The organism is bacterium, assembly GCA_035307765.1.
Lineage (GTDB): Bacteria > Sysuimicrobiota > Sysuimicrobiia > Sysuimicrobiales > Segetimicrobiaceae > Segetimicrobium.
Window position 1 is genome coordinate 67,594 of sequence record DATGHU010000026.1, and the last position, 14,569, is coordinate 82,162.

Annotated in this window: 14 protein-coding genes; 1 reads left to right on the forward strand and 13 read right to left on the reverse strand. The window is 72.7% G+C overall.

Translation table 11 applies throughout. The features are described from left to right. Position 1 precedes the first annotated feature (1 nt). From priA to VKV57_08350, 6 genes are read right to left on the reverse strand one after another with little or no spacing between them, the layout of a single operon-like run. Positions 2–2,125, reverse strand: coding sequence for a primosomal protein N' (priA, locus tag VKV57_08325; GenBank protein ID HLW59915.1), 2,124 nt, complete (start codon positions 2,123–2,125; stop codon positions 2–4). Further along, positions 2,122–2,754 carry a flavoprotein gene (locus VKV57_08330; protein ID HLW59916.1) on the reverse strand — a complete coding sequence of 211 codons (633 nt, stop codon included), beginning with the start codon at positions 2,752–2,754 and terminating at the stop codon, positions 2,122–2,124. Before VKV57_08330 ends, priA begins: the two co-directional genes overlap by 4 nt. After that, complete coding sequence (locus VKV57_08335; GenBank protein HLW59917.1) at positions 2,696–3,238, reverse strand: cytidylate kinase family protein; 543 nt, start codon at positions 3,236–3,238, stop codon at positions 2,696–2,698. The genes VKV57_08330 and VKV57_08335 overlap by 59 nt, the downstream gene beginning before the upstream one ends. Further along, positions 3,235–3,528, reverse strand: coding sequence for a DUF370 domain-containing protein (locus tag VKV57_08340; protein ID HLW59918.1), 294 nt, complete (start codon positions 3,526–3,528; stop codon positions 3,235–3,237). Before VKV57_08340 ends, VKV57_08335 begins: the two co-directional genes overlap by 4 nt. A gap of 14 nt (positions 3,529–3,542) precedes the next feature. Continuing rightward, positions 3,543–4,409, reverse strand: a complete 867-nt coding sequence (locus tag VKV57_08345; protein HLW59919.1) for a YicC/YloC family endoribonuclease — start codon at positions 4,407–4,409, stop codon at positions 3,543–3,545. A 5-nt stretch (positions 4,410–4,414) separates the two neighbouring features. Continuing rightward, a complete protein-coding gene (locus VKV57_08350) occupies positions 4,415–7,102 on the reverse strand; it encodes an HAD-IC family P-type ATPase (GenBank protein ID HLW59920.1) in 2,688 nt (895 codons plus the stop codon). Positions 7,103–7,225: 123 nt separating this feature from the next. On the opposite strand from VKV57_08350, the gene VKV57_08355 reads away from it, so the two are divergent. After that, positions 7,226–8,983, forward strand: coding sequence for an NFACT RNA binding domain-containing protein (locus VKV57_08355; GenBank protein HLW59921.1), 1,758 nt, complete (start codon positions 7,226–7,228; stop codon positions 8,981–8,983). Here the strand turns inward: VKV57_08355 and VKV57_08360 are convergent. The 7 genes from VKV57_08360 to VKV57_08390 form a co-directional block, all read right to left on the reverse strand. After that, positions 8,980–10,050, reverse strand: a complete 1,071-nt coding sequence (locus tag VKV57_08360) for a sensor domain-containing diguanylate cyclase (protein ID HLW59922.1) — start codon at positions 10,048–10,050, stop codon at positions 8,980–8,982. The genes VKV57_08355 and VKV57_08360 overlap by 4 nt on opposite strands. 189 nt (positions 10,051–10,239) lie before the next feature. Then, entirely contained in the window at positions 10,240–10,797 is a 558-nt protein-coding gene (gene pyrR / locus VKV57_08365; GenBank protein HLW59923.1) for a bifunctional pyr operon transcriptional regulator/uracil phosphoribosyltransferase PyrR, read from the reverse strand. A gap of 59 nt (positions 10,798–10,856) precedes the next feature. Further along, complete coding sequence (locus tag VKV57_08370) at positions 10,857–11,840, reverse strand: RluA family pseudouridine synthase (protein HLW59924.1); 984 nt, start codon at positions 11,838–11,840, stop codon at positions 10,857–10,859. Further along, the gene (locus VKV57_08375; GenBank protein ID HLW59925.1) at positions 11,824–12,636 is read right to left on the reverse strand and encodes a prolipoprotein diacylglyceryl transferase family protein; all 813 of its coding nucleotides are present in this window, start codon (positions 12,634–12,636) and stop codon (positions 11,824–11,826) included. Before VKV57_08375 ends, VKV57_08370 begins: the two co-directional genes overlap by 17 nt. A 4-nt stretch (positions 12,637–12,640) precedes the next feature. Then, a complete protein-coding gene (lspA, locus tag VKV57_08380) occupies positions 12,641–13,021 on the reverse strand; it encodes a signal peptidase II (GenBank protein HLW59926.1) in 381 nt (126 codons plus the stop codon). 71 nt (positions 13,022–13,092) lie between these two features. Beyond that, positions 13,093–13,470 (reverse strand): TraR/DksA C4-type zinc finger protein, encoded by a 378-nt coding sequence (locus VKV57_08385; protein ID HLW59927.1) that lies wholly within the window; start codon positions 13,468–13,470, stop codon positions 13,093–13,095. A 147-nt stretch (positions 13,471–13,617) separates the two neighbouring features. Next, on the reverse strand, positions 13,618–14,469 hold the full coding sequence (locus tag VKV57_08390) for an amino acid racemase (protein HLW59928.1): 852 nt from the start codon (positions 14,467–14,469) through the stop codon (positions 13,618–13,620). Positions 14,470–14,569: the final 100 nt, after the last annotated feature.

Consider the following 14,569-nt stretch of genomic DNA (forward strand, 5'->3'; position numbering starts at 1 on the left):
CTCAGTAGGTCTCCTGCGGGTCCATCTCCGCGGTGAGCCGCCCGGTGCGGACGGCGCTCGTCGCGGCGAGGGCGGCGCGCGCCGCCGCTCGCACCGATTCTCCGTCGACGGCTCTCAGCAGGAACTGGTAGCGAAACACGCCGTGCGCGCCGAGGCCGCGCGCCGGGGCCGGCCCGAGGACGTCGACTTCCGATCGGCGCGCCGCCGCGGCGGCCAACTCGGCGAGCGCCCGGGCGGCCTCCCGCTCCGGGCCGGCCGCCACCACCCTGGCCAGCACGGTGTAGGGCGGATACCCGAATTGACGGCGCACCTCCAGCTCCGCCCGGTACATCGCCTCATCCCCCGCGACCAACGCCGCGATCGCGGGGTGGTCGGGCACGCGGGTCTGCACGACCGCCTCGCCGCCATCCGCGCCCGCCGCCAGCGACACCACCGCCCGCAGCTGCTGGAACGTCCGCTCTCCCGCGCGAAAATCCGGCAGGTACAGCGACAGGTCCGCGTCGAGCACCCCGACCAGGCTGGGACGCAGCCGGCGGGCGCGCAGCATCAGCTGCGTGCCGACGACGATCCGGAGCCGACCGCCGCGAAACTCCTCGATCACGTTGTCAAACTGCGGGGCCGTCTCCCGGTCGAGGCGGGCGACGCGATGGTCGGGGAAGATCCGGCCGATCACCGCCTCCACGCGCTCCGTGCCCGCGCCGAACCACCGCAGCGAGACCCCCCGACACCGCGGGCAGACGGCCGGGGCCGGCGCGGTCAGCCCGCAGATCCGGCACGAGATGGTGCGGCGCTCGCCGTCATACGGCATCGGCACATCGCACCGCGGGCACACGACCGCGCGCCCGCACTCCTGACAGAGCAGGACGCGTGCATACCCGACCCGGTTGACGAAGAGGGCGACGCGTCCGCCCGCGCGCAGGTGCCGCCGCATCGCGCCGACCAGGGTCCGGCTGAGGAGGCCCACATGCCCTCGGCGCCGCTCGGCGCGCATGTCGATCAGCCCGATCCGGGGGGCGGCGACGGTCGGGGCGAGGCGCACGCACGCGATCCGGCCGGACGCGACCTCCGCGTACGTCTCCACCGACGGGGCCTCAGCGCCCAGCACGACGCGCGCCCCGGTGACCGCTCCGCGGCGCAGCGCGACCTCCCGTCCGTGATAGCGCGGCGCCCCGTCGGCCTTGTAGGCCGGGTCCTGCTCCTCGTCGACCACGATCAGGCGCAGGCGCTCCAGCGGCGCGAAGAGCGCCGAGCGGGTCCCGATCACCACGTCCACCCGCCCGCCCACGATCCGTGCCCAGGCGCCCCGGCGTGCGCGCTCCGGCATCTCCGAGTGCAGTTCCGCCAGTCGGTCGCCCAGAGCTGCCCGCACGCGGTCCCGCAGGTCGGGCACGAGGGCGATCTCGGGGACCGCGAGCAGAACCTGTCCCCCACCCCGCACGACCCCGGCGGCGGCGGCGAGGATCCACCGCTGCCGCGCCTCGGGATCCCCCCAGAGGAGCACCGACTCCTGCGGCGCGGGCCCTGCCCCATCGGGGGGCGGTTCCCCGGATGGGACCGCGGCGGGGCGGACGGGGGGCACAGGATCCCTGACCACCACCGCGCCTTGGACGACGAGGCGGCGCAGTGCCGGCCGGCCCCCGGCGCGCACGAGATCGTCCACCGCCACCTCGCCCCCCGACCGGAGCGCCTCGAGGATCGCCGCCTGGCGGGTGCCCATCCGGCGGGCGGAGCTGGGGACGACCCCGAGGACCGCCGTGGATGGAGCGCGGTCGCGGGCGCGGCGGATGACCTCGGGCGGGATCAGGCTGTGCACGGCTTCGAGCAGCGTCGACAATGTCCGATCGGCCAGCCAGCGGGCCAGGTCGAGCATCTGCGGGGTGAAATACGGCTGCGGATCCGCGACCGCCTCGATCCCCCGCAGTTCGCGCGCGTCGGGTGCGCCCTGCGGGCGAACGGCGATGACGAACCCGTGCGCGGTGCGGGGCCCCAGGGGGACGAGGACGCGGGTCCCGACCTGGACCGAGCGCCGGAGCGGGTCGGGCAGGCGATAGGTCAGGAGCCGGTCGGCACGGCGGGCGGGCAGATCGAGCAGGACCTCAGCGCACGTCCCCGGCTCACCGATCACTGCGGGCCCGGGCGCCCACCCAGCCGGGCCGCCACCGTGGAGACGATGGCCTCCGGCTCGGCCATCCGGCCGAGGCCGCTCTTCCCCGACGCCAGCGGCCCCCGGTCCGGCCCGATCACATCCACGCCGCGGGCGCGGAGCCGCGCCAGATTCTCCTGCACTACGGGGGACTCCGCCATCCGGTCGCTCATCGCGGGGGCGACGACGAGCGGCGCACGTGTGGCGAGGGCGGTCGCGCTCACGATGTCGCCGGCCAACCCGGCGGCCAGGCGTCCCAGCATGTCCGCGCTCGCGGGAGCGATCAGGTAGAGATCGGCCAGCTCGCCAAGCGCCACGTGGGGCTCATCCCACGGTCCGTTGGGATCCCACATGTCCGTGATCACCGGGTGATGCGAGAGCGCCCGGAAGGTTGCCGGCCCCACGAACCGGACGGCGGCCGCGGTCATCAGCACGTAGACGTCGGCGTCTTCCCCGCGCAACCGGCGCACCACCACCGCCACCTTGTAGGCGGCGATGCTGCCGGTCACGCCAACAACAACGACGCGCCCCGCCAGACTCCCCGCCACGGCCTTAGGAGCGGCAGCCCAGTCGTTCCGCTTCGAACCGCCGGGCGAGGACGAGGAGCGCATCGACGATCTCCTCTGCGCTCCAGCGGCTGGTGTCCACGATGACGTGGTAGCGGCTGAGATCGGTGAGGTCGATCTGATACGTGTCGCGATAGCGCCGGCGCTCGCAGTCTTCGCGCGCGCGCAGATCCTCGATCGCCTGCGCCTCCGGCACCCTGTCTCGGGCGGCCACCCGCGCGCCGCGCACCCCGAGCGGCGCGCGCATCCAGACGCGCAGGTCGCCGTCGATCAACCAGCCGCTCAACCGGCTGTCCACCAGCACCCCGCCCCCGCGGGCGACCTCCACCTGCATCGCGTCGAGGGCCCGGTCGATCGACTGGTCCCGCTCCGCCAGGCGCCCCAGCGCCTCGAGCGTCAGGCCGCGCCGATAGGCCTCCTCACGAAACACTTCCCCCGCCGAAAGGTACCGGAGGTCCAGGGCGCGCGCCAGCGCTTTGGCGACCGTGCTCTTGCCGGCACCGATCTCCCCGCTCACCGTGACGATCATTCGGACTCGACCGCCTCGGCGGGTTCCTCTTCCTCGTCCTCGGCGTCCCCCTTGCTCGTGAAGCGGTGGGCCACCGTTTCGGGCTGGACGGCGGAAAGGACGACGTGCCCGCTGTCGGTGATGACCACGGCGCGGGTCCGGCGTCCGTAGGTCGCGTCGATGAGGATCCCCTTGTCGCGCGCCTCTTGAATGATCCGCTTGATCGGAGCGGAGTCGGGGCTGACGATGGCGATGATACGGCTCGCCGCAACGATGTTGCCGAATCCGATGTTGATGAGGCGGGTCTCCATCGGCGCTGTGCTCCTCACTCCACGTTCTGGATCTGCTCGCGCAGGCTCTCGAGTTCGCCCTTCACCGCGATCACGGCCCGGGAGATCTCCAGGTCGTTTGCTTTGCTGCCGATCGTGTTGGCCTCGCGTCCCAGCTCCTGCACGAGAAACTCCAGCGTCCGCCCGAGGGTTCCATCCCCCGCCAGATGATGGCGGATCTGGACGAGGTGGCCGCGGAATCGGGTGATCTCCTCCGAGATGTCGCATCGATCGGCGAAAAAGGCCATCTCGGTCGCCACCCGGCCCTCGTCCACGGGGACCGCCCCCCTCAGCTCTTCGATCCGCTTGGCCAGCCGCCCCGCGTACTCCTTGACCACCGCGGGCGCGCGCCTCTCGATCTCCTCGATCCGCTGTCCCAGCCGCCCCACCCGCTGCTCCAGGTCGGACGACAACCGCGCGCCCTCGGCCTCCCGCATCGCCACCAGCCGGTCGAGTGCCATCCGCACCCCCTCGGCGATGGCGGTCCAACCCGCCTCCAGGTCTTCCTTCTGCTCTTCGATCTTCACGAGGTCGGGGAGACCCGCCAACATCGCCAGATCGGGGGCCCCGGAGAGCCCGACAGCCTGTTTGAGGTCATTCAGGGCGGTGACGAACGTTCTTGCCAAGTCTAAGTCGACTTTTACTGTTCGCACACGCTTTCCGTAGCTTTCTCTCATTATAGCAATCTCAACCCGACCCCGCAAGACGCGCCCCTGCGCGAGGGACCGGATCCGATCCTCAAGGGGGGAGAGCTCCCGCGGAAGGCGCACCACCACCTCGAGGAACCGGTGGTTGAGCGACCGGATCTCGACGCCGTACCGGCCGATGGAGGTGGTGAGGTCGGCGGTTCCAAACCCCGTCATGCTCCTCAGCATCTGCGGCGGCGGTGCCGGCGGATTGTCTTGAAGCGTTCCGAGACGAGAAAGGGCACCCAGGAGAGTCCGGCGACCGCGACCCAATCTCCTCTTCCCAGTGGGGTCGCCGAGAACACCGTGCGCAGCCCCGGGGCGGTCACCACCAGGACCTGGAGGGCAATCGAGAGCGTCACCGCCCCGAGAAGCCAGCGGTTCGCCGCAAACTCCCGCCCGGTCACCGGTCGGTCCGCGGACCGGCAGGAGAAGGCGAAGATGAGCTGGCTGAGGGCGAGGGTCAGGAAGACGAGGGTCCGGCGCTGCGTCCCCGACTCCCCCCTGACCATCCCCCAGAGATCCGCGGCCCCGCAGGCCGCGGCGATCACCAGGCCGAACGCGAGCACGGCCGTGAGTCCTCCGGCGGCGAACGGCGACTGCCTGGCGGGCCGGGGGGGCCGGTGCATCACGGCGGGATCCTGCGGGTCCACGGCCAGCGCCGCCGACGGCAGGCCGTCGGTGACGAGGTTGATCCAGAGGATCTGGATGGGGGTGAGGACCGCGGCCGCGCCGGCCAGCGTCGCGGCGAGTACCACGGCGACCTCCCCCACGTTGCTGGCGAGCACAAAGAGCACGAACTTTCGGATGTTCTCGAAGATGGTGCGGCCCTCACCGATCGCCGCCACGATCGTGGCAAAGTGGTCATCGGTGAGAACGAGGTCGGCCGCCCCGCGCGCCACATCGGTGCCGCCCCGCCCCATCGCGACACCGACGTCGGCCTCGGCCAGGGCGGGAGCGTCGTTTGCCCCGTCGCCGGTCATCGCCACGATCTCCCCCGCTCCTCGCAACGCCCCCAGGATCCGGACTTTGTGTTGGGGGGTCGCCCGCGCAAACACCGAGCAGGTTCGAATCGCGTCGGTCATGGCCGCGTCGGAGAGCCGGTCGAGGTCCGGCCCGGTGAGCGCCGTGCCCGAATCGTCCAGGCCGACCTCGCGCGCGACGGCCAGCGCCGTGCGCGGGTGATCGCCGCTGATCATCAGCACGCGCACGCCGGCCTCCCTGGCGGCGGCGATCGCGGCCCGCGCCTCGGGGCGGACCGGATCGACGAGGCCGACGAATCCCAGGAACACCGCGGACCGGTCGGGGGCGTCGAACAGATCCCCCGGCCCGCGCGCGTCGGGGGGGAGGACGAGCCGGGCGATCGCCACGACCCGCATCCCCTCGGCGGCCATCGCCTCCGCGCGGGCGAGGAGGGCAGCCCTGGCCGGGTCGTCGAGCGGCTCCTCCCCCGCCCCGCCGACCCGCGCGGTGCAGAAGGGGACGATGGCCTCCGCAGCGCCCTTGGCGTATGCCGCCAGCCCGGTCGCGGTGCGGTGGGCGGTGAGCATCCGCTTGCGCTCGGGCGTAAACGGGGTCTCGCCCACCCGTGGAGCCGTCCGGGCGAGGGCCGCGGGATCGAGCCCCGCCTTCATCGCGGCGGCGGCGAGGGCGGCCTCGAGCGGATCCCCGAACGGCCGCCATCGGCCGCCTTCCTCCACCACGCCGCCGTCGCTCGCCAGGACGGCCGCCTCGAGCAGGGCGCGGAGCGGCCGGAAGTCGCGGGCGTCTCCGCCGTCCCGGAGGCGCACCTCGCCGCTCGGCGCGTACCCGGGCCCCGTCACCTCGATGGTTTGCCCGGCCGCCTCGATCCGGCGGACGGCCATCTCATTGACCGTGAGCGTCCCGGTCTTGTCCGTGCAGACCACGGTGACGGTCCCCAGCGCTTCCACCGCCGCGAGCCGGCGCACGATCGCCCGTTTCCGCGCCATCCGCTGCACGCCGAGCGCGAGCGCGACGGTCACCGCCGCCGGCAGCCCCTCCGGCACGGCGGCCACCGCCAGGCTGGTGGCGATGAGGAACATCTCGAACGCCGGCCGGCCGTGCGCGCGCCCGGCGAGGAACACCAGGGCGCACAGCGCGATCGCCCCCACCGCCAGCGAGCGGCCGAGGGCGCTCAGTCGCTCGGTGAGCGGTGTGCGTTTGGGAGGCGCGGCATCCACCGCCCCGGCGAGCGCGCCGAGCTCGGTCTGGGCTCCCGTCCGGATCACCACCCCTCGGCCCCGGCCGGAGACGACGGCGGTGCCGAGGAAGGCGAGGGTGTGTTGCTCCGCCAGCGGAGCGTCCTCCGCGCAGCTCCCCTCCGCCTCCTTGCCCGCCGCGGCCGCCTCTCCGGTCAGCAGGGACTCGTCCACGGCGAGGACGTGGGTCTCGACCAATCGCAGGTCCGCCGGCACCCGCGCGCCCGAGGTCAGGACGACGAGATCGCCGCGCACGAGGTCCGCCGCCGGCAGCCTCCGCGGGATCCCGTCGCGGATCACCTCCGCGTGCGGCGCGGCGAGGGTGCGCAGCGCGGCCAGCGCGTGTTCCGCCCGGTGTTCCTGCGCGACCCCAAGCGCGATGTTGACCGCGACGATCAGCGCGATCGCCAGCGCGTCGACCCGCTGCCCAAGCAGCCATGACACCGCCGCGGCAGCCAGCAGCAGCAGGACGAAGAATTCCGCGAAGTGCGCCCCGATGCGGCTGACCCACGAGCGCGGGCGGCGCGCCGGCAGCCGGTTGGGGCCCGTCTCGCGCAGGCGGCGTTGCGCGTCTGCCGTGGTCAGTCCCCGCTGGGGATCGGTCCCCAGGGCGCGGACGACGTCGGGCCAGGGGGTCGCGTGCCAGGACACGGGTCTGGGGTTTCGGGACGGCGGGAGGGGATTCCCACCGCCGGGCGTCGCGCCGTCCGCATTCGGGGCCGATCGGAGGCGCATAGGAAGTGCGGCGGTCCCCACCAAATTGGATGCAGGACCATGCCCGAAACCGTGGCCGCGCTCTTCGACAGCCTCGCCCTCGCCGCCGTCGCGGGAGAGATCCGCGCGTGCCTGGGCGCGCGCTTTGCCGGGGTGCGCCAGCCCTCCCCCGATACGATCGCCATTGCCCTGGCGCCCGACCGAACGGTCCGGCATCTGCTCGGCTGCATCCACCCGCAGCGGAGCCGCGTCCACTTCGCCCCTCGGCCCGAGGCGACGGAGCGGCTCTCGCCGTTCGGGACGCTGATCCGCAGCCGGCTGGCCGAGGCCCGCCTGGGCGCCGTCGAGCAGCCGCGGTTCAACCGGGTGCTTCGGCTGGGATTCGATGCGCTGGAGGGCCGCGTGTGGTTCGTGGCGGAGGTGATGGGTCGGCACAGCAACCTCATCCTCGCGGACGACCGCGTGGTGCTCGGTGCGCTCAAAGTGGTCAGCGCGGCAATGTCGCCGCGGCGGCCGGTCCTGCCGGGACGCCCCTACCTCGCTCCCCCCGCGGACCGCCCAACGCCCGATGCGCTGGCGCTCGAGGCCCTGGGCAAGCTGCTGGAAAGCCCGCTGCCGCTGGCTCGACGACTGTCCCAGACCGTCTTGGGGATCAGCCCGACGATGGCACGGGAGGTCGCGGCGCGGGCGGGGGTGGACGCGGAGCGGCCAGCGGAGGCGGCGGCCGCCGCCGCGGCGGCGATCCTGGGGGTTCTGCGGGAGATCGGGGCGACGCTCGACTCGGGCGCGTTCGCGCCGACGCTCTACACCGAGGAAACGCGGGCCGCGGCGTTCGCGCCGTTCCCGATGCGGATCTTCGATCGATGGACGGCGCATCCGACCTCGACGATGAGCGAAGCCGTGGACCGCTTCAGCCGTGATGCCGCCGCGGCCTCCCCGATCGAGGAGCGGCGCGCGCAGCTCGCGGCCTCGGTCGGCGCGGCGCTGCGGAAGCGCGGGGCCGCGCTCGACCAAAACCGGCGCGCCCTCGCCGACGCTGAGGCCGCCGAGCGCTACCGGGTGATGGGCGATCTCATCCTGACGTACGCCCGCAACGCGCGGCCGCGAGATGTGGCGCTCCGCGTCCCCGATCATACCGCGGGCGGCGCCGAGATCGAGATCCCGCTCGATCCCGCCCTCACCCCCAGCGAGAACGCGCAGCGCTACTTCCGCCGGTACGCGAAGGCCCGGGCGGCGGCGCGGGCAATTCCCGCCCGCATCGGCCAATTGGAAGCGGAGGCGCGCGCCCTCCGCGCCGCGCTCGTCCAGATCGAGGCGGCGGGGTCCAGCGATGATTTGTGGGAAATCCGATCAGACCTCGCCGTTGCGGGAGGAGGAGCACGCACCCCACGCGGCCGGCCTCCGGTGCGAACGGGGCCGCGCCGATACCTGACCGCCGACGGCGCGACGATCCTCGTCGGACGCAGCGCCCGCGAGAACGACCGGATCACCTTCCACGAGGCCGGCCCCGACGACCTGTGGTTCCACGCCCGGGGGCTGGCGGGGGCGCACGTCGTCCTGAAAGCCGGCGGCCGCCCCGCCGAGTCGAGCATCGCCGCGGCCGCGCAGGCGGCCGCCTACTACAGCGAGGGGCGCCACGACGCGCAGGTCGCGGTCGATTGCGTGCCGCGCAAGCGCGTCCACAAGCCGCGCGGGGCCGCGCCGGGGGCCGTCACCTACTCGGAGGAACGGACGCTGCGCGTCGCCCCCGCCGTGCCGCCCGGGGAGGCCGGGGGAAGCGACCCCCTACGCGGTGGGGGAAAGCGGGGGCGGGGTTAGGAGCGCGTGGCGGCCGCCGCGTGCGGTCGGGCGACCCGCTTGGATCCCCGCCGCACGGAACGGTCTTTCATCGCATGCAGCCGGCCGTGGGCGACCTGCAGGGTCCGCTCCGGGGTGGGCCCGTCCTTGGGCCAGGTGGCGATGCCGTAGGAGAGGCTCACCGCCGCCCCGGCGTGCCGCTGGCGGGGGATCGAGATCGCCAGATCGCGCAGCCGGGAGATCAGGCTTCCGGCGCGGGCGGGGCTCGTCTCCGGCAGCAGCAGCCCGAACTCATCGCTCCCGAGGCGGGCGACCAGGTCCGATCCGCGGATGCTTCGCGTCAACGTCTGGGCGATGTGGATGAGCAGCGCGTCGCCCGTGGCGTGCCCGTGGACGTCGTTGATGATCTCGAACCCGTCAAGGTCCAGCACGACCACGCTCAGGTCGTGTTTGCCGCGCCGGCTCCTGGCGATCTCCGACGCGAGCTGATCGAGGAAGCGGCGGCGGTTGGCGAGCCCGGTCAGCGCGTCGGTGGCCGCGAGCGCGTTCACCTGCGAATGCAGGCGCGCCACCTCGATGGCGCCCGTCAGGTAGCGGGCGACGACCGTGAGCAGGCTGAGATCGGATTCCGTGAACGCGTGCGGCGCCGCCCGATGCGCGCTCAGCACGCCCACCGCTCGGCCGCCGACCACCAGGGGCGCGAACATCGCCGACCGGACCGCCGCCTCGCGGCGGTGGACCCGGGGGTCCGCCCGCAGGTCCGGAATGAGCAGCGGCAGTCTCGACGCCATGACGATGCCGTGCAGTCCGGCGGTGCGCGCCACTTCGTGTCCGCGCGAGTTCGCGCGGAGCCCCGACGCCGCCTGGATCGTCAGGACCTCGGGGTTCCGTTCGTCGAGCAGCGCCAGCGAGCAGGAGTCGAATCCGGTCTCCTCGTTGAGGATCAGCATCACCCGCGCCAGCAGATCCGACAAGGCGTGGGCGGTGGTGAATTCGCTGGCGAGGCGGGCGAGAAAGAGCAGCGCCCGATCGGACCGGTGGTTGGTCCGGCGGGCCTGGGTGGGCGCGGAAGTTCCTCTGCTCGGCATGGTCAGGTGTGTCTCCTCTCCAGTGGCCCGGTGTGCGCCTCCGCACCACCCCGCGCGAGCGCGGGGGGGTGCGGATCACCGGCGCTCCGGTGTAAGTACCATGCCCAGTTTGTGTTGGGGCGAGACCTTTCCCCGATGCGAGCACGGGAGAGACACCCCGGCTGCGCCGGAAACCCTTCGATCGAGGGGCTAGACCGGCTCCTCGATCACCACCTCGTCGCCGCCGTCCACTTCGGCGACTCGAACCGTCACGACCTCGCGCGATGAGGTCGGCAGGTTCTTCCCGACGAAGTCCGGGCGGATCGGCAGTTCGCGGTGCCCCCGGTCGACCAGGACGGCCAGCTGGATGGACGCCGGCCGGCCGCGGTCGATGAGGGCGTCGAGCGCGGCGCGGACCGTCCGTCCGGTGTAGAGCACATCGTCCACGAGGATGATCCGCCGGTTGGCGACGTCGAAAGGGAGGCGGGTGCCCGAGGGCGATGCGCCGCCGCGGTCCGTCGATCGCCCCGCCCCCTGATCGTCCCGGTACCCGGTGACGTCGAGCGTCCCCACGGGGATGCGGATGCCCTCGGCTTCGGCGATCTGGTGCGCGAGCCGCTCGGCCAGCGGCACCCCACGCCGGGGGATGCCGACCAGGCAGAGATCCGCCCCTCCGGCGTTGCGCTCGACGATCTCGTGCGCCATCCGCGTGAGCGTGCGGCGGATCGTTTCCCGGTCCATCACTTTGGCCTTTTCCCGCAGCGTCACGCTGGAAAGCCTCCCGCCCCTGCCTGCGCTTGCCGTCCTCGGGGTTGCGGAATCGTGGCCTACACTTCGCGCTTTCTCGATCGCGCCCTGCCGGAGGCGGGGGGCGCGGCCTCGGCGCGGAGTCGATCGAGGAGGGTCGCGAAGTCCCGGGGGAGGGGGGCATCGCACGTCACCGCGTCACCGGTCCGCGGGTGAGTGAACGCCAACCGCGCGGCGTGGAGCGCCTGCCGCTGCATCTCCGGCACCCGGGCGCGGCCGTAGACCGGGTCGCCCAGGATCGGATGGCCGATGTGGAGCAGGTGAACGCGGATCTGATGCGTCCGTCCGGTTTCCAGGCGGCACTCCAGCAACGTCGCTTCGGGAAACCGTTCGCGGACCCGGTACCGCGTCACGGCCGGCCGGCCGCGCGGCACCACCGCCATGCGGGTCCGATGGACGGGATGCCGCCCCACCGGGGCGTCGATCACCCCCGCCTCTCCCCTGAGCGTCCCGCGCACGAGCGCGAGATAGACGCGGGCGATCGCGCGCGCGCGCAGCTGCGCCACCAGCGATCGGTACGCGAGTGCGGTCTTGGCGACCACGAGCAGCCCCGAGGTATCCTTGTCCAGGCGGTGCACGATGCCGGGACGAAGCGCCCCGCCGGCCCCCGAGAGATCGGGCACCCGGGCGAGCACCGCGTTGACCAGGGTTCCCCCGGGGTGCCCCGGCGCCGGATGGACCGTGAGACCGCTGGGCTTGTCGACGACGAGAACGTCGGCGTCCTCATAGACGACGGTGAGGGGAATGGCCTCGGGACCGACGAGGAGCGGATCGGACGGCGGGGCGAGCACCTCCACCCGCTGCCCCGGCCGGAGGCGAAACGCGGGCTTCCGCGCGGCGCCGTCGACCAGGATCTCGCCGCGCCCGGCCAGATGCCCCACCCGCGAACGCGAATAATCGGGGAAACGCGCGGCGACCACGACGTCGAGGCGGCGGCCACGATCGGTGGCCGCCGCCTCGAAGACCGGGTACGCTGGCCCGTCAGACTCAACCGTGGGGTTCACCGTCCGACTGCGGCACCGGGCCGGCCCCGGGCCGCGGCCCCGATCCGGGATCTGGCTGGGGGGCGTGGCCCAAGGCGGCCCACATGACCGCGGCCAGGACGACGGCGACGATGCTGGCCCCCTGCGCGAGCGTCAGCGGACCCACCACCCGCGGGCTGTCCATGAAGTATTCGATCCCGAAGCGCGCGATCGCCAGCATCAGCACGAACTGCCAGAACAGGCGCCCCGCCGGCCTGGTCCCCCGATCGACGGCCAGCAGAATGCCGAAGATCACCAACACCGCGACCATCAGGTAGAGCTGCGTCGGATGCCGCGGCTCGCCGAACAGCACGACGGCCCAGGGGACGCGCGCCGGCCGCCCATAGTTCAGACCGTAGAGCAGCGACCCGATCATCGCGATCGCGTAGCCCACGGCCAGCCCCGGCGTCGCCGCGTCCGCGATCTGCCCCAACCCCCACCCGCGCCGGCGTCCGTACGCCCAGGCGACCAGCGCGCCGCCGATCAGCGCGCCGTAAAACATCAACCCGGCGTCCACCCAGATCATGGTGATCCGGGCCGGGGCCAGCGCGAAGTCCTGCCAGTTTACCAGCACGTAGCCGATCCGGGCACCGATGATCCCGCCGATGATCGCGTACAGGGAGAGGTCGACGACTTCCCCGGAGTCCCACCCCAGCCGTCGCGTCCGCGCGCGGGTCAGGACGATGGCGACGATGAACGCCAACAGCAGGAAGACCCCGAACGAGGAGACGGGAAACAAACCGAACGGGGTCGGGAGCTGGAAGAGCACGGGCCTCATTCAATCACCCCCGGCGCCGGCCAACGAGCGACGCGGCGACCAGCGCGCCTGCCCCCACGACGATCGCGGCGTCGGCCAAATTGAATACCGGCCACACGTGCACGTCGACATAGTCGATGACGTAGCCGAAGCGGAGGCGGTCGAAGATGTTCCCGAGCGCTCCGCCCACGATCAGGCCGAACCCCCACTGCCCCGCCCGAGCCGCCGGCCATGCCGTTCTATTGTAGAAGAGGACGGCAAGCACGGTCAAGGCGATGGCCATCGTGGCCCCGGGCGAAAGGCGCGTCAGGAGCCCAAAGGCGATGCCGCGATTGTGGACCAGCGTGAGCGCGAGCAGGTGCGGGATCAGGACCCGCGTCCCTCCCACGGGAACGAGGCGCGACACCTCGGACGCCCCGGCCAGGCTGCAGGCAAACCCCAGGACCCCCGCGGTGCCGGCGGCCCAGGCACCCGTCGTCAGCGCACGGCGACGCGCTGCCGCTCTTCGCGCTCCTTGCACTTGATGCACAGCCGCGTGTACGGGATCACCCGGAGGCGGTTGCCGTCGATCGGCTTCCGGCACCCCACGCAGATCCCAAAGGTGCCGTTGCTGACGCGCTCCAGGGCCTCTTCCACCATCTCGAGCATCCCCTGCACGTTGCTGGAGATGGCCAGTTCCTTCTCCCGCTCAAAGGTTTCGGTGGCAACGTCGACCAGATCGTCCTCGTACCCCGCCACGTCGGCGATGGGTTTTTCCTCGGTCTTGACCTGATGTTCCTCCATCTCGGTCAGTTCCGCGCGCAGCCGCTTGCGCTCTTCGAGCAGCAACCGGGTGAACTCATCCTTTCGCCCCACGCCGCTTCGCTTCGCCGGCCGCACGACGCGGACACGGGTCCGCGCCCCGTTTGAGGCGGGTGCCGCGGCCTTCCGTGCGCTCCGCGACTTGGGCCGTTGGGATCGGGCACGCGAAGGTGCCGCCTTCCGGGGTCGCCTGGCTGCCATCTAGGACCTCCTTGCGGGCTCGGACGATCCCGCGTTTGGTTTGCCTGCTCCATCATACGTGCGTCCCGGCGCGGGCGTCTCGCCGGGGGGCGGTAGCCGAGTTATACGCCGACCGCCTACAGGAAATTCCTCCGCCGGCGGATCGGCGGAAACGGCCTCCCGGACCGCGGCCGCGGCGAGGATCTCGGTTCCGTCCAACACCGGGACCGGGAGCTCGTCCGGGTCGGTGACCAAGGGGATCTCGGTGCACCCGAGCACGATCACCTGCGCGCCGCGCGCGGCCAGGGCGGCGGCCACCGCGCGCACGTGCTCGCGCCCGGCCGGGCCGAGGTCTCCGGCCTTCACCGCCAGGATCGCCGCCGTCACCCGCGCCTGCTCGGGCGCCGTGGTGTCGACGACTTCGATCCCGCGGCCGGCGAGGGCCCGATGATACAGCCGGGTCTCGACCGTCCCGTCGGTCGCAAGGAGCCCGGCTGCCCGGGGCCGCGGGGTCATCGCGGCCGCGGCCGCGGCGACCTCCGCCATGATGTCGAGCACGGGGACCCGCACGCTCTCCCGGATCGCGGGAAGGAAAGCGTGCGCGGAGTTGCACGGGATGGCAATCAGGTCCGCCCCGGCGCGCTCCAGCGCCTGGGCGGTCGCCACCAATGCCGGGGTGGGATCCGGTCCCTCGCCGCGCAGCGCCGCCGTGCGATCGGGGATCTTCGGATTGCTGTCGATGATGACGCGAAGATGATCCTGATCGATCCGCGCCGGCGTCAGGTGGACGAGCTTCCTATAAAAATCCGCGGTCGCCAGCGGGCCCATCCCGCCCAGCACGCCAACGACTCTGTTTCCCCGCTCCCCCGTCATCCGCTCGCTGCTCCCCTCGCGTTACTCCTAGTATCCTCGCGTGCCGGGACCGTTTCCCGCCTCCCGGGACGCCCCGCCCACCCTCGCCGCGGGCTTTTCG

Excerpts from the sequence above, each read along its gene's own strand:
- VKV57_08330 (HLW59916.1), bottom strand. The coding sequence starts at position 2,754 with ATGCGCTCCTCGTCCTCGCCCGGCGGTTCGAAGCGGAACGACTGGGCT.
- VKV57_08390 (HLW59928.1), bottom strand. The coding sequence starts at position 14,469 with ATGACGGGGGAGCGGGGAAACAGAGTCGTTGGCGTGCTGGGCGGGATG.
- VKV57_08375 (HLW59925.1), bottom strand. The coding sequence starts at position 12,636 with ATGAGGCCCGTGCTCTTCCAGCTCCCGACCCCGTTCGGTTTGTTTCCC.
- VKV57_08340 (HLW59918.1), bottom strand. The coding sequence starts at position 3,528 with ATGGAGACCCGCCTCATCAACATCGGATTCGGCAACATCGTTGCGGCG.
- VKV57_08355 (HLW59921.1), top strand. The coding sequence starts at position 7,226 with ATGCCCGAAACCGTGGCCGCGCTCTTCGACAGCCTCGCCCTCGCCGCC.
- VKV57_08360 (HLW59922.1), bottom strand. The coding sequence starts at position 10,050 with ATGCCGAGCAGAGGAACTTCCGCGCCCACCCAGGCCCGCCGGACCAAC.
- VKV57_08345 (HLW59919.1), bottom strand. The coding sequence starts at position 4,409 with ATGACGGGGTTTGGAACCGCCGACCTCACCACCTCCATCGGCCGGTAC.
- VKV57_08335 (HLW59917.1), bottom strand. The coding sequence starts at position 3,238 with ATGATCGTCACGGTGAGCGGGGAGATCGGTGCCGGCAAGAGCACGGTC.